Origin of the sequence: Enterobacter cloacae complex sp. IR53041, from assembly GCF_049238285.1 — a bacterium.
Taxonomy (GTDB): Bacteria; Pseudomonadota; Gammaproteobacteria; order Enterobacterales; family Enterobacteriaceae; genus Enterobacter; species Enterobacter roggenkampii.
This window is the reverse complement of the sequence record NZ_JBMKHB010000051.1, coordinates 1-21,047: the sequence shown is the minus strand read 5'-3', so window position 1 is coordinate 21,047 and position 21,047 is coordinate 1. Positions and strand designations below refer to the sequence as shown.

The window sequence follows — 21,047 nt, the reverse complement described above, 5'->3', positions numbered from 1 at the left end:
TCGATGTGTTTGCGGGAAAAAAATCGGCCCAGATCCGCGAAATTTTAATCAGCGAGTCAGCTTGGGAAGAAATGACCTGCTTATTCGCACCTTCCCTAACATTTTCATTATCAGCGATGCGGTGACAATCCCCTGTTTAATTGAGGCTGCCAGGTACAATATTTTATCCCTGCGCGCCTCAATGTCTTTGAGATTCAGGCTGGTTGTTGATATGACGGACTGTTTCCCGGAATAACGCTCGGCCTTTTGATGAATAACCAGCCGCTTCTCATGAATATCCCGGATCCTTGGCGAAAAAGCGAATCCCAGCAGATGCATCAGGGTGAAAACATGCTCAGTGAAGCCCGCTGTATCGGTGTAATGTTCGGTAATTTTCAGATCACTTTCGCATTGCCGCCCGCCGTGACAATATCGGCGGCGAGCGCCTCCAGTTCCGTCTGGCTGCCAGCATGGCGTTGGCACCTATCTCCGCCAGCCGCAGGGCGGCCTCGTGGCCGAAACAACTCGACATGCCAGTGATGACAATCGTGGCGTTTTGCAGACAATTTTTTGCATAACCACACCTCCGGAAACAGAAACCAACGAGTCTTGCGAGCATCAGCTGCACGCCTGCAAGTAATATAACCTCCGGGTCCAGTTGCAGAACACCGAACAGACTAACAAAACGTAGGTGCCAGTTTGCTCTGGCGAAACGGGGTTTAACCTAAAACCGCGGTTGGGAGAAAACCCGCGCCAGGCCAGGCGGCCTGGCGCGAAAATCGCACGCTAACCCTCTTTACCAAAGCCAGTTTGCTGGATAAGCATCAGCATAACGCTGTTGACCCAGCCGTGAGCCAGGCTCTGGCGGTCACTCGCCACGTCAACACGTACCAGTTGCTCTTTGCTGACCGGCGCGGCGGAGATGCCTTCGATCACTACCCGGTACCAGACGGCGGCGGGACGGAGTTCGTTGGCGGGCGCAACCGGGTTCAGCGCCACCGGGCCGCCGTGACTCTGCGCCAGCATCAGATTAGGCAGACGGCGGATGGCGTCGTGGTCGATGGTCACTACCGCGCCTGCGAGCGGCTGCCAGCGGCCCTGCTGATAAACCCGCGCCGTCGCGCCGTCGCGCAGGCGGGCCAGGTCGGTTTCGCTGACCAGCGCCTTCACGCGCCAGCGGTGGGTGTCGATCACGCTTGCGATGCGGGTGCCAGGCGAGACCCAACTGCCGGGGCGCAGGGTCTGCTCAACGTCATGCACCACGCCATCCTCCAGCGCCACCAGCTGGAGCCGCTGAAGCTCAACGGCGCTGGCCCGCTGTTGAATGGCGTACTGGCGCGCCATCTGGTCGGCGACCACCTGCTTCGCCGCGCCGTTTTTATCGAGCGCCATCGCGCCGCGGGCGCTGGTCTGCCACGCCTGGCTTAGCGCCAGCGCCTTATCCTGCTCGTCCGCCGGGACGGGGGCCACCAGTTCAAACAGCTTCTGGCCCGCCTTGACCTGCTGGCCTTCCTGCACCAGCACCTTGTCAAGCTGGGCGGCATAGGGCGTGTAAACCGGCTGCGCCACGCCCGCCTCCATCACGCCGTGCAGGGAGACCTGCCCGGACCAGGGCAGAAAGACCGAAAGCCCCAGCGCGAGTGCGACGGCGACAAGGCGCAGCAGGCGCGCCGGAGCGATTTCCCGGCGGCGCGCGCGCCAGATTTTGAGTTCGCGAAACATCGGTTGCACCACAAAAGTGACTATCTCAATAAAAAACAGCACCAGCCCGAGCGCCTTAAAAAAGGCGTTGTAGACCACCAGCGCGATGCCGACGAACAGCAGTAGCCGGTAAACCCAGGTGGCGAAGGCGAAAAGGGTGAGGAAGCGGGCAAAGGCGGGCGAGACGTTATCCGGGATCGGATCCTCAAGCCCCAGCAGGTGCCAGCGCAGCCAGCGCTTCGCCCAGTTGCCCGCCCGTTCGTGCAGGCCAGGGTAGTCCAGCGTATCGCTGAGAATAAAGTAGCCGTCAAAGCGCATAAACGGGCTGGCGTTCACCGCCACCGTCAGCACCCAGGCGGTGGTGGCGAGAAAGAACAGCGCGCCTTTAACGTTGCCTTCCGGCGCGAAGCTCCAGAACAGCGTCGCCCAGGCCGCCAGCATCAGCTCGGCCATAATGCCCGCGCTGGCGATGGAGAGCCGGTGGCGGGACTGCGACAGCTTCCAGCTCTCTCCGGTATCGGTGTAGGCCATCGGCCACATCACCAGCAGCGCCACCCCCATATGGCCGACGCGTACGCCGTAGCGGGTCGCCATAAAGGCGTGCCCCAGTTCGTGCCAGCATTTGGAGAGGATCAGCGCCACCGCGAAGGCCAGCGCCCCGTTCCAGCTCAGGGCGCCGTGCAGCGCGGCCTCGACGTTATCCCACTGGCGCGCGGCCAGAACGACGCCTGCCAGCGCGGCGACGGCGGTCAGCAGTAGAAACGGCGCGCTGAAAAGCCACTCCACCCACGGCAGCATGCGGCGCAGGGCTTTCTCCGGGCGCACCAGCGGCAGGCGGATAAACAGGTAGCCGTGCAGAATACGCCGCCAGAGCGAGCCGCGCGCTTTGAACGCGCCGCGGCGCAGCAGCTGTTGCTGCTGTAAAAAGCCCAGGAACTGCAACACATCCTGTTCGTCCACCGTCATGGTGGTCTCCTGGCTGATGCTGTCGGCAATCGCCTGCGGCGCGCCGAGCGGCCAGCGGCGCAGCATCTCCAGCTCCAGCCAGCCCAGGCGGAAATAGAGGTTGCGCACCGGGTCGGCCAGATGCCAGGCGGGCGAGCCGTCGCGGTTGTTGCCCGCCGGGTGAATTTTTAGCTCGTCGCGCAGCGGCGGCAGCGGCTGCGGCTGCGCAAGAGCTGTCCCGCCCGCAGGCGGGAGCGTCGCGGCTGTTTGCATATCAGAATCCACACCAGGCGCGCAGCGTCGCCAGCGGACGACGGAAAATCAGATAACCGAGCAGGCTCCAGTCGCCGGAGACGCGGGCCGTGCCCTGCAAGCCGATACGGGCGGCGCTGGACGGGTCGGTTACGGTGCCGCGCAGCAGGTAGCTCGCGACGCCGTTCGGCGCTTCCACCGTCTCGTAACCGGCGTAATCCAGCCGCGCGGTCAGCGGGTGCAGCGGGGCGACCTTAAGAAATACGGTCATCGCCGCGTGCGGGTTCAGGTTGGTGGATTCCGCCGCAGGCGCCCAGGCGCGCACGCCGAGCTTCGTCGGGTCCGCCAGCAGGCCGATGCGCTCGCCGGTCTGTACCGGACGGCCCGCCCAGTCGTCCGGGTCGGTGTAGACAAACACGCCGCTGCTGCGGGCGCGGATCGACAGCTTCTCCAGCTCGCGCTGCAACGAGGCAACCTGCACCTTTTGCTCGCGCCATTTGCCTTCGGTCAGAGCCAGTTCCGCACGGGCGTTCGGGTCTTCAATCGCCTGCTGAGACGCCTGATGCATATTGACGGTGGCGGTCGCCAGCTCCGCCTGAGCAATGGCGAGACGGTTTTTTAGAGTCGTATCATCCAGCTCCGCCAGCACCTGTCCGGCCACGACCGGCGTGTTCGGCGGCACCTTCATCTGGTGAATCACCCCGTCGCTCGGCGCGGCGATCACTTCGCTGTTAAGCGAAATCACCTCGGCGGGCACCAGCGTGTATTCCCGAATCGGGATCAGCATAACCAGCAGCAGAAGCAGCAACACGAGACCCGCGCGTCGGCGCACCGTGGCGGGCAGCAGCCGTTGCAGGCGAGAAGGCCGCGCCACCAGCGCCCACCAGGCGTAGCCGTACAGGTTCGCCAGCTGGAGCAGGGCGTATTCGGGGCTTTCGACGCCAAGCTGCGTCGGCCACGGGGTATCGCGGGCCAGCAGCAGCAGGGCGTGCAGCTTGCCGTCCGGGCCGGTCAGCGCCAGCACCCAGACGTGGCCCGGCAGCCATTCGTCCCACTCGCGCGCCAGCGACTCGCTCAGCATTTCCGGCGACAGCGGCATCACGCGGGCGGTTTCCGGCAGCGCGGCGCAGCGCGGCGCGATGTCGCAGGCAACGGCGGCAAGCCACAGCGCGTAGGGGGTATTGCGGTCGGTGTCGCTCAGGCCGGAGTGCGCCGCAAGCTGGGCGCGCCCGGTGGCGGAAACGGCGAGCAGCGCCGCCTGGCGATACTCCACCAGCGAGCGGGTATCGTTACACATCACAAAACCCAGCTCTTCGGGGCTGCGCGCCGCTTTCACGCGCGCCGCGAGAGAATAGAACAGGGCGATGCTCACGAGTTGGTCGTCCCGCTCTGGCACTGCGCCGCCGCTTTCGGGCAGACTGGCGTCGCGCGGCCGCTCATGCCGGGCAGTACGTCCTGGGCGTCGCTGCCAAATTCCGCTTCAATCTCAATCGTCTGGCTCACGGCGTCCACGCGGCCGCTGATGTGGGTGACGGTCATCGGGTAATGCTTGCCGGTTTCACCCACCACCGCGTCAAGCTGCGCGCCGGGCGCAAGCCAGGTGGTCCAGCCTGACGGCACGTTGAGGCGCGCCTTGCGGGTGCCGTTGCTTACAAGATCGATAACCTGCGCGCCTGCGCCGACGCCCTGGCCCTCTTTGACGTAAATACGCGCCACGCGGCCGTCGAACGGCGCGGTAAAGCGGCACTGCGCCAGCTGCGCTTCAAAGATTTTGATCTGGCTGCGGGTGCGGTTCACGTCGGCGGCGGCAAGGCCAACCTCCAGCGCGCCTGCGGAATGCAGACCCTGCAATTTCGCCTTCGCTTCATATTTGATCTGCGCGGCGCTGTACTCGGCGTCTGCCGCGTCGCGACGGGCTTTCAGCTCGCTACAGTCCAGCGTCACCAGCAGTTTGCCTGCCTTGACCGTATCGCCCAGCTCAACGTTGACCTGCGACACGCGCCCGGCCACCACGCTTGATAGCGGGCTTTCCTGGTTGGCCATCACCAGAAAACGCACCGGCGCGGCGCCGTTGTCGGCGGTGGCGTCAGGCGCGCTCTCAGGCGCTGCGGCAACGGCCGCATCCGGCGTTGCGACTGCCCCCGCCGCAGCGGGGGTTGGGTCGGCGGCGAAGGCGCTGGCGCACAGCGCCAGGCCCGTCAGCGGCATGAGCGCGCGGACGCTGCGCCAGCCTTCGTTCACGTTGTTCATACCTGTTCCTGTTATTAAGGGTTACTTGCCGTCATCACGCCGGTGTCGCCTGCCGCTTTATGCAGGTCGGACACCACGGAGAGCGCGGCGGCTTCTGCCAGCGCGCTGACCGAACGGGTGTTGACGTCATTCGGCAGATAGCTGGTGTATTTCTGGTAGGCGACCTGCGCGCCCTGGGCGTTATAGACCGCCATTTCCCACACGCCGCGCTGCGAGCCTGACGCGCGTTCAAGGTTGAGGTTCATTTGCAGTTTCACGCTGTCGGCGCCGTTGCCTTGCACCAGCTGGTTGGCGGCCAGCACATGGGTGACCGACTGATAAATCGCGCTCTTGTTGACGCCCGCTGGCAGGCGGCCCAGGGTGACGCTGACCGGATGGCGGGAAACTACCGCGTCGGCGCTCTGGGTGAAGACCTGCTTCTCGCCCGCCACCAGGCTCTGGTTGATTTCACGCGACAGGGTCGGCAGATCGCTGCTGGTCACCTTTTCCGGCAGCAGGTCGATGCCTACCGAGTTCAGCACGCGGCCATAGGCGGACTGCGCCTGCGCGTAGGAGGCGGCTTCCTGGAAGCGGGAGACGATGGAGCGCGCCTGGGTGCGCAGGGATTCCAGGTCGCTTGAGAGCGAGTTGTCGGAACCGGCGCGGGAGATGCTCGCCAGACGCTGGTCGACGCGGGCGGACTCCTGGGCTATCTGGTAGTCGTACACCGCGAGCTTGTAGCGCTCAACCGAGACGCGCACCTGAGTCAGCACCGCCATGCTCAGCGCCATACGGCGGGCATTGTCGGTGGCCAGGCGCGCGTCGTTGGTGCGGCTGATGGCCGGCGCGCTCAGCAGCTTGAACAGGTTCATGGAAACGCCCACGCCGCCCTGCACCCAGCTGTTGTTGTAGAGGTAGCTGTTGGAGTCGTAGCTGATGCCGCCGAACAGATTCAGGTTCGGGAACAGCGAGGCGATCTGGCGTTTAGTTTCCAGCACGTCGATGCGGGTTTTGTAATCTTCTTCACGCAGCTCTGGGCGGCGTTCCAGCGCCATCTGCTCAAGCGTATCAAGCTGGCTTGGCACGCCGGAAAGCGCCGGATTGGCGACGTCCTGTAAGGTGAAGTCGGTGGTGGACGGCAGGTTCAGCAGGGCGGCCAGCTCGCTTTTCGCCATCTGCATCTCCTGGCGCTTCTGGTTCAGCAGCGCCACCGCGTCGAGCAGGGCGCGCTGGTACTCCAGGCCCTCGACCGGCGGCAGAATGCCTGCGCGCTCCGCTTCGCGGGTTTTCTCAAGCGCGGTCTGGATCTCTTCGGCCAGCGGCTGCGCTTCGCTCAGCAGACGCTGTGCGCCCAGCGCGCGCCAGTACGCGTCGCGCACCTCCTGGACAATATTCTGCAATACCTTGCGGCGACGCTCTTCGGCGATGTTGACGTTATCCGCCTGCTGCTTCGCGCGGTAGTAGCTCATGCCGAAATCGAGCACGTCCCAGGAGAAGGTGGCGTCGGCCAGCAGGTGCTCGCGCTCTTCAGAGGTGGACGGACGCAGGCTGACGACCCGGTCTTCGATACCGACGCTGGTGCCGCCGGAATCGTTGTCGCGCCAGCGGTAGCCGGCATCGGTCATCAACTTCGGCAGCATATCCTGCTGGGAGATATCCAGGATGCCGCGCGACAGGGCGATTTCCATCATCTTCAGGCGGTAGTCGAGGTTGTATTTCAGCGCGCGGGCCATGGCGTCTGACAGGGTCAGCGGACCAGAGACCGGCTGCTGGTCGCGGTACATGGCGGCGCGGTCGGCGCTGACGCGCGCGCCGATTTCATCCTGGGTCAGCGGTTCAGGTTTAATGGTGCCGCAACCGCTTAACAGCAGCGCGGAAACCAGTGCGGCGACAGGGGCGAGCAGAGGCGCAGAACGTACGGCAGTCGGGGTTACGGCAGTTAAAGTCGTCATCATTGTTATGCTTAAAGTGTTGAGTTAACAATCCGGCGGCGCGGCGCCGCCGGTGTAAAAGGTTTTTGGAGTTGCGCGATTAACGATGCGGTGTGGCGCCTCCCACGGTGACCGGTTCCGGCGCGGCGACGCGGTTACGGGCCAGCGCGTCGACCTGCGCCGCCAGTGACGGCGCGCCTGGTCGGGCGGCGGCTTGCGGCACGATCACCACGCCCGGCGCGGCGGCGTGAGCCTGCTTCGCATCAGGGGTTTTCTCGCCGCGCTCCTGCTGCACGGTGGTTCTTTCGTTGATGCGCTCGTTAAGCGGCGGACGTTCCGGCGCGTTTTCCAGCACGGGCGCAGGCTGTACGGATTTATTCAGCGAGAAGTGGCTGAAGTGATCGCCCAGCAGCTGCGAACCGATACCGGTGGCGGCGAAGGTGTTCACCACGCTGCGTTGCAGCGTGGTGTTTACCCAGCGGGTAAAGAGAATGCCGTCTTCCAGCACCGGCGTGCCGTTGTCATTCATGCCGCGGCCCAGCTCGGTAATTTTGCGGTTCAGCTCCACCTTGCGAGAGAACTGGTCGCTGTACACGCCGTAGATGGCGGGCAGGATAAACAGACCCGGCGAATACGGCTGATCGAGCGACAGCTCGTAGTTGGTGTAGTAGCTCGGGAAGTGCTGATCGCCTGTGCGTACCGACTGCGGCGGCGTCACGCCGTGAATAACGATGGTCAGCTGCGCCTGGCTGGTATTGCCGTCGGCGTCGGTAATGGTGTAAGTGAACACCTCGCTCAGGGTGGCGTTGGCGTCCAGCGACGCCACGCGGCTGTTGCTGCGGTTCAGCACATAGCTGTAGTTGCCGCGGGCGTCGAGCGTCAGGGCGCCGAACTCGCCCAGGCTTACGCCGCCGACCGCGCCCGCGCGGTTGAGGTTCACGGAGGAAATCGCGCTCACCGGGCCGCCCGCCGCGGCGCCGTCTGCGCCGATAGCGTCGTTGCTAAAGACGTTGCCCGACGCCGCCTGCTGGCCGCGATCCTGGTCGATGCTGTTGTCGTCCGCTGCCGCGACCGGCGCGTCGTTGAGAATATTGACGCGCAGCAGGCCCGGCGCGCGGGTCTGCTGGCCGTTGACGGAGAACCGAATCTCTTCGCGGGTGGTGGATTCGCCCGGCTGGTTAACCGCCTGGGTCAGCGTGAAGCGGTATTGCAGCGTCGCGCGGCCTTCGCCGTCCACCTGGAAACCGGTGAGCGACAGCACGCCGTCCGGCGTTGCGATATCCACTGGCGCCTGGGCGCTCAGCGCCTGGAGCTGCGCAAGCGTCAGGGTCTGGCCGCCAATGGTCAGGCTTTCCACCGGCTCCAGCGACAGTACGGCCATCGCGCCCGTGGTGGTTTGCGCGCCGCTGGCCGTATCGACCAGACCTGCCTCTTTCACCCACGCCTCGGCTACGGGGTTCACCAGCAGGCGCAGTTCGCCCGTGGCGGTGCCGCCGTCGTTGCCGTCGCTCAGGGTGTAGTTCAACACTGGCGTAAAGCCGGACCAGCCGCTTGCCGGGGTAAACAGATAGCTGCCGTCGCGGTTAACCACCAGCGTGCCCTGGCCCGGGATCGTAATGATGTCCCCCGGCGCGTAGGTCGCGCCGCCGACGGTGATCTCCGCCACGTGCAGCGGGTCGCTGTCCGCGTCGCGGTCGTTGGTCAGCAGATTGCCGCTGACCGGCGTTTCCGGCAGGGTGCTCGCTTTATCCGCCACCGCGACCGGCGGGGTGTTGGTGACCTCAAGCGTGACCTGGGCGGTTTCGGTGACGCCGCCGCTGGTGACGGTATAGGTGAAGGTATCCTGGCCGACATAACCCGTATTCGGCTGGTAGACCACCTTGCCGTTTTCAATGGTCACCGTGCCGTGCGCGCCGTTGGTGACGCCGGTAATAGCGCGGTCGGCGTTACTGAAACTGTCGTTGCCGAGCGCGTCAACGGTGACCGGGTCGCCTGCATGAGTGGTGGCGCGGTCATCTTTCACATCCACGACCGGCGTAACGGTGATAACGAGCAACGCGGTAGCGGTGCCGCCGTCGTTGCCGTCGCTGACCGTATAGGTCACCACCGGCGCCGTGCCGTTCCAGTCGGCGACTGGCGTGAAGCGGTAGCTGCCGTCGCGGTTAACGGTCAGCGCGCCGACGCCCGCCAGCTGGACGGTGTCGCCCGGCTGAGCAGTCTGGCCGCCGACGGTAAAGCCCGCAATGTGCAGCGGGTCGCCGTCCGGGTCGCGGTCGTTGGTCAGCAGTTCGCCGCCAATAGCGGTGTCTTCCGGCGTGGTGACGATTTCACCGTCGGCCACCGGCACGGTATTGGTCATCACGACGCTCACGGCGGCGGTTTCGGTGACGCCGCCGCTGGTGACGGTATAGGTGAAGGTGTCCTGGCCGACGTAGCCCGCGTTTGGCGTATAAACCAGCTGCCCGTTTTCAATAGCGACGGAGCCGTGCGCGCCCTGGGTCACGCCGGTAATGGCCTGGTCCGGGTTAACGAAGCGGTCGTTGCCGATCGCATCAATCGTCACCGGCACGCCTGCGTGGGTGGTGGCGCTGTCATCTTTCACGTCCGCTACCGGGGTGACGGTGATGGCGAGCGTCGCGGTAGCGGTGCCGCCGTCGTTGCCGTCGCTGACCGTGTAGGTTACTACTGGCGCCGTGCCGTTCCAGTCGGCGACTGGCGTGAAGCGGTAGCTGCCGTCGCGGTTAACGGTCAGCGCGCCGACGCCCGCAAGCTGGACGGTGTCGCCCGGCTGAGCAGTCTGGCCGCCGACGGTGAAGCCCGCGATAAACAGCGGATCGCCGTCCGCGTCACGGTCGTTGAGCAGCAGGTCGCCGCGCGCCTCGTAATCTTCCGGCGAAGCCACTGTCTCGCCCGTTGCGACCGGCACGCTGTTGGTCAGGGTGACGGTGACGTTGGCGGTTTCGCGAACGCCGCCGCTCTCCACGGTGTAGGTGAAGGTATCCTGGCCGACATAGCCTGCCACAGGACGATAAACCAGCTGGCCGTTTTCAATGGTCACCGAGCCGTGCTGGCCCTGATCCACATCGATAATCGCTTTGTCGGCATTGCTGAAACTGTCGTTATGCAGCGCATCGATAGTGACCGCAACACCCGCATGGGTGCTGGCCGTATCGTCCTTCGCGTCCGCCACCGGCGTTACGCTAAAGGCGAGCGTGGCGGTGGAGACGCCGCCGTCTTTGCCGTCGCTGATGGTGTAGGTCGCGGCAGGCGGCACGCCGTTCCAGTCGGCCACTGGCACAAAGGTGAAGCTGCCGTCGGCGCGGATCGTCAAATCGCCATAGCCTGCCAGCGTCGCGGTGTCGCCCGCGAGGTAGCGGGTGCCGCCGACGGTAAACTCCGTCACGGCGAGGGCGTCGCCATCGTCATCGTGGGCGTTAGTCAGCAGGTTCTGCGCCGCAGTGCTGTTAAGCGTGGTGTCTTCCGGCGTGGAAATCGTCGGTACGCTGGTCAGACGCGGCGCCACGTTGGTGACGTCCACGGTAACGGTCGCGGTTTCGGTTTTGCCGCCGCTGATGACGGTGTAGTCGAAGGTGTCGCTGCCGACATAGCCCGCGTTCGGGCGGTAGACGAGCGTGTTGTTCTCAATCGTCACCGTGCCGTGGGCGGCAGCGGTGACGCCGGTAATCGTCTGGTCGCTGTTGCTGAAGCTGTCGTTGTCGAGCGCGTCGATCACCACCGGCACATCGGCATGGGTGCTGACGCTGTCGTTGACCGCATCCGCGATCGGGTTGACGGTAAGTAAGAGCGTCGCCACGCTAAATCCGCCGTTGCCGTCGCTTACCTGGTAAAGGATCGGCTGCACGGCGCCGTTCCAGTCGGCGACTGGCACAAAGGTATAGCTGCCGTCGGCGTTAATGGTCAGGTCGCCCATGCCTGCAAGCGTCGCGGTCTGGCCCGCCGCGTAAATCTGCGTACCGGTACTGAACTGCGTGATGGCAAGAGCATCATTGTCATCATCGCTGTCGTTAGCCAGCAACCCGGTGGCGGCGCTGCGCGTCAGGGTAGTGTCTTCCGCAGTCCACGTAAAATCATCGTGCGCCACCGGCGCAATGTTGGCGATGGTGACATTAACGGTCGCGGTTTCCGTTACGCCGCCGCTGGTGACGGTATAGGTAAAGCTGTCAGTGCCGTTAAAGCCCGCGTTCGGGGTATAGCGCACCTTGCCGTTTTCAATCGCCACCGAGCCGTTATTGCCCTGGGTGACGGCGGTAACGGCTTTGTCGCTGTTGCTGAATCTGTCGTTCGCCAGCACGTCGATGACTTTCGCCACGCCCGCGTGGGTGGTGGCGTTGTCGTCAACGGCGTCAGGGATCGCATCGTACTGAATGGTGAGCGTCGATGTGACGCTGCCGTTATCCCGGCCGTCCGTTGCCGTGTAGGTCACCACCGGTACGTTGCCGTTCCAGTCAGCCACCGGAATAAACGTCACGCCGCCGTCAGAAGTAATAGTCAGGCTTCCGTACCCCGCCAGATTGGCCGTCTCGCCTGACTGCCAGGTGGTACCGTTGACGGTAAAATCGGTCACCGTCAGGGTGTCGCCGTCGGCGTCGCTGCTGGTATCTAATAAAAGGCCAGGGATACCGATCGGCGAGTCTTCACGGTTAATCACTGTCCAGTGGGGCAGCGTCGGCGCGCTGTTGGTCAACGTCAGATAAACCGTGGCGGTCTCCTCGATACCGCCGCTGGTGACGGTATAGGTGAAGCTGTCGTTGCCGACGTAGCCGCTGGTCGGGGTGTAAACCACCTGGCCGTTGCTGATGCTAACCGTACCGTGCGCGCCGTCGGTGACGCCGGTAATCGCTTTGTCGCCGTTGGTGAAGCCGTCGTTGGTCAGGACATCGACCGTGACCGGGGCGCCCGCATGGGCTGTCCGGCTGTCGTCATGGGCGTCCTGCACCGGCGTGACGGTAATATCGAGGGCGGCGGTTTGCACGCCGTTGTCGCGCCCGTCGGTGACCTCATAAGTGACCTGCGGCACGCTGCCGTTCCAGTCGGCGACCGGAACAAAGGTATAGCTGCCGTCGGCGTTGATGGTCAGCGCGCCATAGCCCGCAAGCGTCGCGGTCTGGCCTGCGGCCCACGTCGTTGCGCCCACCGTAAATGCGCTGACTTTCAGCGTATCGCCGTCCGGGTCGCTGGCGCCGTTCAGCAGATTCTGCAAAGCCGTGCTGGTCAGCGTCTGGTCTTCCGCTGTGCTGGCGGTTTTGCCGACAACCCCGGTCGGCGCACCGTTCGTTAACGTTACGGTGACGTTCGCGGTTTCGGTTTTGCCGCCGCTGGTAACGGTATAAGTGAAACTATCGGTGCCGACATAGCCGTCGTTCAGGGTGTAAACCACCTTGCCGTTGCTGACGGTCACCGTACCGTGCGCGCCGTTGGTGGTGGCGGTAATGGCTTTGTCGCTGTTGGCGAAGCTGTCGTTATTAAAGACATCAATCACCAGCGGGTCGCGCCCGTGGCCGGTCTGGCTGTCGTTAAACGCATCCTGCACCGGCGTAACGGAGATATCGAGCCTCGAGGTGACGTCGCCGTTGGTGCGACCGTCGGTGATGGTGTAGGTCACCTGCGGCACGTTGCCGTTCCAGTCGGCGACCGGAACAAAGGTATAGCTGCCGTCGGCGTTGAGGGTCAGCGCGCCGTAGCCCGCAAGCGTGGCGGTCTGGCCGGCGGCCCAGGTGGTATTGCCCACCGTAAACGATTTCACCGTCAGCGCGTCGCCGTTCAGGTCGCTGGCGCCCGTCAGCAGATTTTCGCCGTTGGTAAGCGTTGTGTCTTCCGCCGTGCTGCCGGTTTTAGCCAGGCCGACCTGCGGCGCGTCGTTGACCAGAGTGAGGGTGACCGTCGCGGTTTCGGTTTTGCCGCCGCTGGTGACGGTATAGGTGAAGGTATCGGTGCCGACATAGCCGCTGGTCGGCGTGTAAATCACCTGGCCGTTGCTGATGCTAACCGTACCGTAAGCGCCGTTGGTCTTGCCGGTAATCGCTTTATCGCCGTTGCTGAATTTATCGTTGGCGAAAACGTCGATGGTCACCGGCGTACCCGCGTGGGTCGTCAGGCTGTCGTCAAAGGCGTCTTTTACCGGCGTGACGGTTATCTTCAACTGCGCCGTGGTCGCGCCGTTGGTGCGGCCATCAACCACCCGGTAGGTCACCGTCGGCACCGTACCGTTCCAGTCGGCGACCGGGACAAAAGTATAGCTGCCGTCGGCGTTGATGGTCAGTTTGCCATACCCGGTGAGGTCGGCGGTCTGGCCTGCGGTAAACACCGTGCCGACGCCGCTGACGGAGTAGTTAAGAATGCTCAGCGTATCGCCATCAGGGTCGGAATCGTTCAGCAGCAGGTTTTGCGCGGCGGAGCTGGTCAGCGTCGTATCTTCCGGCGTGCTGACGTTTTCACCCTGGGTGACCGGGGCGGCGTTATTCATCTGAATCGTGACCGTCGCGGTTTCGGTCACGCCGCCGCTGGTGACGGTATAGGTGAACGTATCGCTGCCGACGTAGCTCGTGGTGTTAGGGGTATAAATCACCTTGCCGTTGTCGATAACCACGGAACCATAAACGCCCTGGGTGACCGCCGTGATCGCTTTATCGCTGTTGCTGAAGCTGTCGTTGCCCAGCACGTCGATGGTTTTCGCCTCGCCTGAATGGGTGGCGGCGGTGTCGCTCACCGCGTCCGCCACCGCTGTAATGCTCATGCTGATGCTCTGCGCCGTGCTCCAGTGGCTGGTCTGGCCGCTGTTGAAGGCGCTTTGCAGATCCTGCGTGCTGCCCGCGGCGCTGACGCCGGTATCGGCGGAACTGGTGCTGTCGGAGACGCGCACCGTCAGGCCGCCCGGCACCGCGCCGTTGTAGTCGGCCAGCGGCACAAAGCGCAGCTGGGTCGAGGCGAGCAGCACCAGCGCGTTGGTTTCGCTGTAGCTTGTGCCAAGCGCAGTCCAGGTCGTGCCGTTGGTAGAGTACTCCCAGTGGCCGAGGCTTGCGTCGGTGGTGTTGCCGACGATCGCCACATAGCCGATAGCGCCGCTGGCGTTGCCGCCGCCAGCAATTCCCGTCTGGTTGTCGGCGGCGTCGCTGTAGCTGCCAAGAATAGAGGTCAGCGTTTTGCCAACTGGCGTATCTTCCTGCATGGTCAGCGGCGTCGCGCTAATCGTCGGACGGTCGTTGACGTTAGTGACGCTGGTTGAGAGGGTGACCATCGCTGCGCTATAGCGTGAACTACTGCCGTTGGTTGCCGTTGATACAGTCTGGCCGCTGGTCAGCGACCCTGTCGTTACGGTGGTGTCGCCGTTGTTGTTGGTTTCCACCAGACGTACTTTCAAGGCAGCAGGCGTCCCGAAGAAGTCAGCGGCAGGTACAAAGCGGACTTTGGCCGTTGCATCCAGCAGCAGGGCGTTGGCGTCGGTGCGGCTGCCAATGGCAGCCCAGGTCGTGCCGCCATCGGTGGAGTATTGCCATTCGCCCTGCGCGCTGTTGACTGACAGGTTAGTGATAGCCACGCCCCAGAAACTGTCAGCGCTGGTGCCGCCGGTTGCCGTAATGGACGCATTGTTGACCTGATCGTTCGGGTCCGAGAAGTTACCGGCAAACAGGTTGGCAATGGTGTCGCCGGTAATCGCTGCGGCGCTGGTGTCTTCGCTCACCGGGGCCAGCGTCTGGGTAGCGCCGTCCAGCACGACCGGGGCATCGTTCGACGGTTTCACGGTCACGCTAAAGGTACGGGTGGTGACCAGCGCGGCGGAGGTGTCATCGGCGTAGCTGATGTCGCCCGGGTTCGCGTTCGGGTTATTGCTGTCGCCGGTAAGCGTGGTCGGGCGGCTGCCGTGGTTGGCGTTATCGTTCACCACTACGGTGACGTTAAAGGTGCCGTTCCAGTCGGCGGCGGTGACGCCCGCGTTGGTCGGCAGGTTCACCGTCAGGTTAGCGAGGCGGCTGTTGATCTGCGAAAGCGTGCCGGTAAGTGTGAAGCTGGTGGTGTTGACGCCGCCCGCATCAACGGTGCCGCCCGTCCCGCCAATCGTTTTAAAGGTAAAGCCGCCCGGCAGAGTGACCGTCACTGTCAGGCTGGCGCTGTCGGCGTCCGGGTCCGCCACGGTAATGGCGGGCAGGGCGACGGTCGTTGAGCCTTCGTTGACTGACTTGTCCGTCACCGTGATGGTCGCCGGATCGTTGACGTCGCTTGGGAAGACGCTGCGCCATGCGGTACTGACGTTCTGGCTCAGGCCGGAAGGCAGCGCGCCGTAAGGGTCGATAGCCGTGGTCGGCACCGCCGCGACGCCGGTGACGGCATCGTTCTGGCCGCCGTTGGCGCTGTTGGCGCTTGTCAGGTTGCCAGAGGCGTCGCGCAGGCGATCGTCGGCAATCACTTCCACACGCCAGGCGTTATCGGCGTTCGACAGGGCGGAGCCGGTCATGGAGACGGTCAGCGCCGCCAGGTACGCGTTCACCTGGCTCAGCGTGCCGCGGATCACCAGTGCGGACTCGCTGCCGTTATAGACGCTGTCAATCGTCACGCCGGACGTTGTGTTGCCGGAGCTAATGGTGATGTCGGATACGCCGGCGTTACTGTACTGCGCGGCGGTCAGCGGCACGCCGCTGGCGTCGGTGATGCGCACCGTCACCTGCATAAAATCGGTTTCGCCGTCGGCGATATTGCCGCCGTCGGTGTAATCCGGGTCGGAAATCACAAAGCCGCCGACTTTGGTGCCGTCGACTACCGCCGGATCGCTGTTGAGGTAAACCGTACCGCCCGTTGCAGAGACAACCGGCGCGTCGTTCACCGGCACAATGGTGAGGTTCAGCGTCTGGTCGGCCGGGTCGGCCTGCACGGTGTCGCCGATATGCGAGTCGCCGTCGTCCAGATGCAGGGTGATGGTGACATCGCCCGCCGCTGCGCCGTTCAGGTCGTGGTTGACGTTGGCGCCGCTCTGCCAGGTGAGGCCGAGCACCGCGTCGTTCAGCAGCGCTTCAATGTCGCTGGCGCGACCGGTCAGCGTCAGCGTGCCGGAGTTGTCGCCGGAAATCGTAACCGGCTGGCTGCCGGCGGCGCTGGCGGTGGCGCTGGTGTTCACGTCCGCGCCGCCGATGCCGAGGGTGCCGGACGGCGCGGTGATGGTGACGGTCACCGGCGTGCCGAAGGCGGCGGATTCGGTGTCCTGCACCACGATATTGCCGCCGATAAAGCTTGCCTGATCTTCATAAACGGTACGGTCCAGGTTGGTCACGGTCAGCGTGCCCGGATCGTTGATTTCCGAGGCGCGAATGGTGACGGACGCCGCGCTCAGGTTGCCGCTTTTTTCCGGTACGGAGGCGCTGTACCAGTTGTACTCGGTGGCGTCGACGGCGGTGGCCGCCGCGCCTCTGCCAGGCGTCGCGGGCTGGTTCAGCGTGCCGCCGTTAGCGCCTGCCGTCAGCGTGCCGCTTGCGTCGCGCAGGCGGTCATCGGCGATAGTCTGCACCTGATAGGTGGCGTTGCGGTCGGTTCTGAAGGTCACCGTCAGGCCCGCCAGCGCCGCGTTCACCTGGGCGCGGGTGCCGCTCAAGACCAGATAGTCGTGCTGGCCGCCGTGGGCGGTAGAGATCGTCGCGCCGCTGCCGGTCGCGTAACCCAGGGTCACGTCGCTGTATTCGCTGGCCACGAAGGCGCTGCCGTCCGCATGCAGCAGACGCACGGTCACCTGCAAATAATCGCTCTCGCCATCGGTCACGCCGTCTGTCAGATCCCCATCTTTGACCGAGAAGCCCGGCAGGGCGTTGCTCGTCGCCGTGGCGCTGGCGATGTTCTTGATGCCCGACGGCGCGGTCACTTCCGGCGCGTCGTCGGTCGGGCGGGTGTAGATCCAGAACGCGTTGCCGGTCTGCTCTTTGTCGCCGTCAGAAATCGTGAAGGTGAACTTATCGTCCGGGGTGGCGGGTTCGCTGTTGCCGCTGCCTTCGGTGCCGTCGTTCAGGTAGTAAATGTACCCGTTCGCCACATCCTGCTGGGTGAAGGAGGAGCCTTTGCCGATGGGGCTGAAGTTCACACCATCTTTGGAATAGGCCAGGGTGCCGTGGGTCGGCGCGCCGGTGATGGTGTACTGCAGCTGCATTGAGCTGCTGTCGGAATCGTAGGCTTGCAGCATGGCGCTGGTTATCTGGCCATAGCTTCCTTCGGTGACGTACAGCGGGTTGTTGACTGGCGTGCCGCCAATCAGGTTCGGCGAGCCTGCGGTCACCGTCGGGTCGGCCTGGGTCGGGTCTTTGGCGATCTGCGGCGCGTCGTTGACGTTAGTTATCTGGATTTTCACCGTCGCGTCGCTGGCGGAGGTGGCGCCCCAGCGGTCGGTGGCCGATACGGTAAAGGTGGTGGAGCGCACTTCCGAGCCGTCGCTGACGAAGCGCAGCCCGGTGGTCGAGGCGCTGGCGGTAAGCAGCGAGGCGTTGAGCGTCTGGCCGACGGTAACGTCAACCCACTGCGAGCCGTTGTAGTATTGCAGCGTGCAGCCGTCCGGCAGCGTTTTGATGGTGAACGTCAGGGCGTTGGCGCCGGTCGCGTCGTTGTTATAGGCGTAATTGTTGGCGCTGGCGCTGCCGTCTTTGATCGTCGCGCTCTCTTCCAGCCCGTTGCCGCTGTTGGCGTCGTCCGGGTCGCTTATCGCTATCTGGCCGGTGGTCAGGTAAGCGGTTTCGCCTTCGGCGATGACGGAGGAGGAGGAGCCGGTCACCACCGGCAGATCGTTCACTGGCGTGACGTAGATGTTCAGCGTCGGCGTCCAGATATCGGTCACCGGGTTGCCGTTGGCATCGAGCGTGGTCAGACCCGCCGAGACAGAGAACGCCGCGGCGTAGACAAAGGTCTCTCCGCCGTCGTGCTGGAAGCGAATATTGCCGCTGTCGAGGTCGGCCTGCGTAAAGGTGGCATATTCGCCGAGCGTCACCCAGCTGCCGCCGACATTTTTTTGCAGCTCGCCGCCTCTTGCGCCGTTCGAGAAACCGAGGAAGGTATAGACCACCTGCGAGGCGTCCACGCCCGTGGCGGTGTAGCTCAGGCCCGGCACGCTTGAGAAGTCGCCGCTGGTGCCGTTCAGCACGAGGGTGCCGCCTTCTTCTACTTCGCCGCGGGCGTTGCCGGAGGTGAAGTCCACGCCCGCCCAGGTGGAGTCGCGGTTGGTGATGGTGGTGACGCGATCCGGGATCGTGCCGGGACCGCCGCCCGTGACCACCGCAAGGCCGATGGTAAAGGTAAAGCTGGTCAGCGTTTCGGTGCCCGGCGTGTACACCCCGCCGATGCGGCTGTAGGTCGTGCCGTCGGCGTTCCAGCGCAGCGCAGCGGTGTTGTCCACCACCACAAAGTTGAAGCTGTCGGTGTCACCCGACGCGCTGGCGCTGGCGTACTGCACGTACTGCACTTTGCCGTCGACGATATCCTGCATGGTGAAGGTGCCGCCGTTTTGCAGGCGGTAGCCGTCCAGCGTCAGGTAACCGTGGGTGAGCTTGCTGTCGTCAACGATAAAGCTGAGGTGGTTATCGGTGGAATCCACGTCGCTTGCGCCGATCATCGCAGACGTAAGGGTGACGGCATTCGCCAGATCGTCCACCTGCGCGTGCAGCGTTACGTTGTCCAGAGTCGGGTCGTCATCCACCGGGCGCACGGTCAGGGTAATGGTGCCGTCGGTGCTGGCCGGCACGCCGGTGCCGCCGCCCTGGTCGGTGACGCGTACGCCAAAGCTGTCGGTGCCCTGGTTTTCACTGCCGTCGTTAGCATAGGTCAGCAGATTGCGATCGGCATAGTCAAAGGTCTGGCCGACGGTGACGGCGACGCCGTTAAACCAGAGCGTGCCGTGGGTCGGCAGGGCGGTAATGGTGAGAGTCAGCGTTGTGTCGCCCGGATCGCCGCCGCCGTCCGCCTCTATATACTGGCCGACGTTGCCGGTGTTGACCGCATTGTTGGGCTGGCCTTCAAAGACCACGCCGCTGCCGCTAAGGGTCGGCGCCTGGTTCTGCGGGGTAATGTTCAGCGTGACGTGGACGGTATCGGACTGCGCCTTCGGCGTCGCGCCGTCGTTGATGACCGCCGTAAAGCCGTCGGCGGCGTTCTGGTCTGCGCCCGTGGCGGTGTGGACATACTTCACCTTGCCGTCGATCAAATCCTGCTGGGTAAAGATAGAGCCGACGCCCATCCGGTCGCCGTTCAGCGTCAGATAGCCATACTGCGGCAGGTCGGTCAGACCATAGACAATCTGCACGGGCTGCTGGGTGCCCGCCGTTACTTCCGCATCGATGGCGTTAAGGGTCACGGTGGTGATGACGCTGCCGCCCGATTCGATCTCCGGCACGTTCTGGGTGGCGTCGGCCACGCTTACCGGGTCGTTCGACGGGGTCACGGTCACATCGATGGATTTGCTGGTGCTGACGCCCGCGCTGTCGCGCACCGTGACGTCCAGCTTGCCGCTGGCGGCGGTGTTGCCAAGCTCGACGTCAGCGGAGGTAAAGGTGATGCTGTTAAGCCAGGCCTGCGCTTCGCTGGCAGTGCCGGTCATGGTCAGCGAAGCGTTGCTGGTCTGGCTGTCGCTGAGTTTGCCGATGGCGCTGTTGCTCAGGCTCACCGTGACGGTGACGGTTTCGCTGGCGTCCGTGGTGCTGACCTGCCAGCCGCTGAGCGTGGCGGTATCGGCGCCTGCGGCGTTAAGGCTGCTCGGCTCGGCGACGGTGATGCCTTTTTCCGGCGCGGTGACTTCCGGCCCGGCCAGCAGACCGTCGTAATCAAAGGCGAAGGTTTTCGCTTCAATGCTGCCGGTATGGTTTTCCAGCACCCAGTCGCCGGAAAGCGCCGCGCTGCCGGTCATGTCGCTGGAGGCCGCCACGTCCGCCTGAGTCACTTCGGCGAAGCGGGTGATAAAGGCGTTATCCTGGGCGGAGACGTCGCAGCCGTAAAGCAGGATGTCGCCGCTGTCGCTAAGGCTTGCGCCGATAGCGCTGAGCTGTGAAGACCACGCCGAGAGGTTGTCCGCCGTCAGCACATCGGTGCCAAGCGTAATGGTGTCGGACGCGCCGTGGCTCAGAATATGAATGGCGGAAATATTGGTTTCGCCTTTCAGCGCGTCGGCAAGCTGGCTCAGACCCGAGCTGTTTTCATCGATAATCACCACCTGGCTGCCCTGCGGCACCTGGTCCACCAGCGACTGCCAGCCGGAGATATGCTGGTCTATTACATAGACTTCGCTGGCGGCGCTGCCCGGTTTTTCGCTTGCGGCGTCGGCTGTGGCGGCGTGGGGAATATCCAGCGCCTTCGCGGGTTCGGTGGCGCTTTCATGGTGCACCAGATCGCTTGCCGATGCCTCATGGATGGCGGTTTCAGCCAGAGCGGCTCCATCAAAAAGCTGGCGAGACTCAAGAGCAAAGCGATGCGCACGCGGACGTAAACGACGGTTCTTTATTGTAGTCATAGGTTTACTGCTCTTAAAAAATAGAGTGACTGGATAAATATTCTGAGTTCAGCGTTGCCAGGAGCGTACACCATGTCGCCAGGCCAGAGGAGGGCAAGCAGGGGATATATTCATCGAAATTATCGAATGGACGCTTAGCGCGCGAAGAATAACTAAATCTTAAAGGACAAACAAGACAGCGCCCCGCCAGCCCTGAAAAAACCAATACGACGAAAGGCTTAACCGTAAGCAAAATTTTATAATTAATTTCATTAACTTAGCATTTGAATACTTTTAAAACAACTCGCTTTTAGTAACAATTAAGCAACGCTGAAAACCGAAAAGGTAAAGCAAAAGTTCGGCGCATTAGAATTAAATACTAACTTTATGAAAAATTCAGGTTATTATTTTATTAATTACCGTTACCGCATTAGTGAATTATGATTTTTATAAATTGCGCGGCTTTGTTGAATAAATCAGATTTCGGGTAAGTCTCCCCCGTAGCGGGTTGTGTTTTCAGGCAATACGCACGCTTTCAGGCATACCTGCTT

General features: G+C 63.4%; 5 protein-coding genes and 1 pseudogene. All 6 read right to left on the bottom strand.

The features are described from left to right. Window positions 1-96: 96 nt before the first annotated feature. Window positions 97-387 (bottom strand): annotated as a pseudogene (locus ACOTXF_RS22710) (Tn3 family transposase); the annotation flags it as partial. Between the two features lie 378 nt (window positions 388-765). Continuing rightward, window positions 766-2,898 (bottom strand): HlyD family efflux transporter periplasmic adaptor subunit, encoded by a 2,133-nt coding sequence (locus tag ACOTXF_RS22705; RefSeq protein ID WP_001548175.1) that lies wholly within the window; start codon window positions 2,896-2,898, stop codon window positions 766-768. 1 nt (window position 2,899) lies between these two features. Next, on the bottom strand, window positions 2,900-4,249 hold the full coding sequence (locus ACOTXF_RS22700) for an efflux RND transporter periplasmic adaptor subunit (protein ID WP_001548176.1): 1,350 nt from the start codon (window positions 4,247-4,249) through the stop codon (window positions 2,900-2,902). Then, window positions 4,246-5,127: an efflux RND transporter periplasmic adaptor subunit gene (locus ACOTXF_RS22695; protein WP_001548177.1), complete on the bottom strand. Its 882-nt coding sequence runs from the start codon at window positions 5,125-5,127 to the stop codon at window positions 4,246-4,248. The genes ACOTXF_RS22700 and ACOTXF_RS22695 overlap by 4 nt, the downstream gene beginning before the upstream one ends. 14 nt (window positions 5,128-5,141) lie before the next feature. Continuing rightward, a complete protein-coding gene (locus ACOTXF_RS22690) occupies window positions 5,142-7,061 on the bottom strand; it encodes a TolC family protein (protein WP_121909183.1) in 1,920 nt (639 codons plus the stop codon). Window positions 7,062-7,137: 76 nt separating this feature from the next. Beyond that, window positions 7,138-20,517 (bottom strand): Ig-like domain-containing protein, encoded by a 13,380-nt coding sequence (locus ACOTXF_RS22685; RefSeq protein ID WP_234115394.1) that lies wholly within the window; start codon window positions 20,515-20,517, stop codon window positions 7,138-7,140. Window positions 20,518-21,047: the final 530 nt, after the last annotated feature.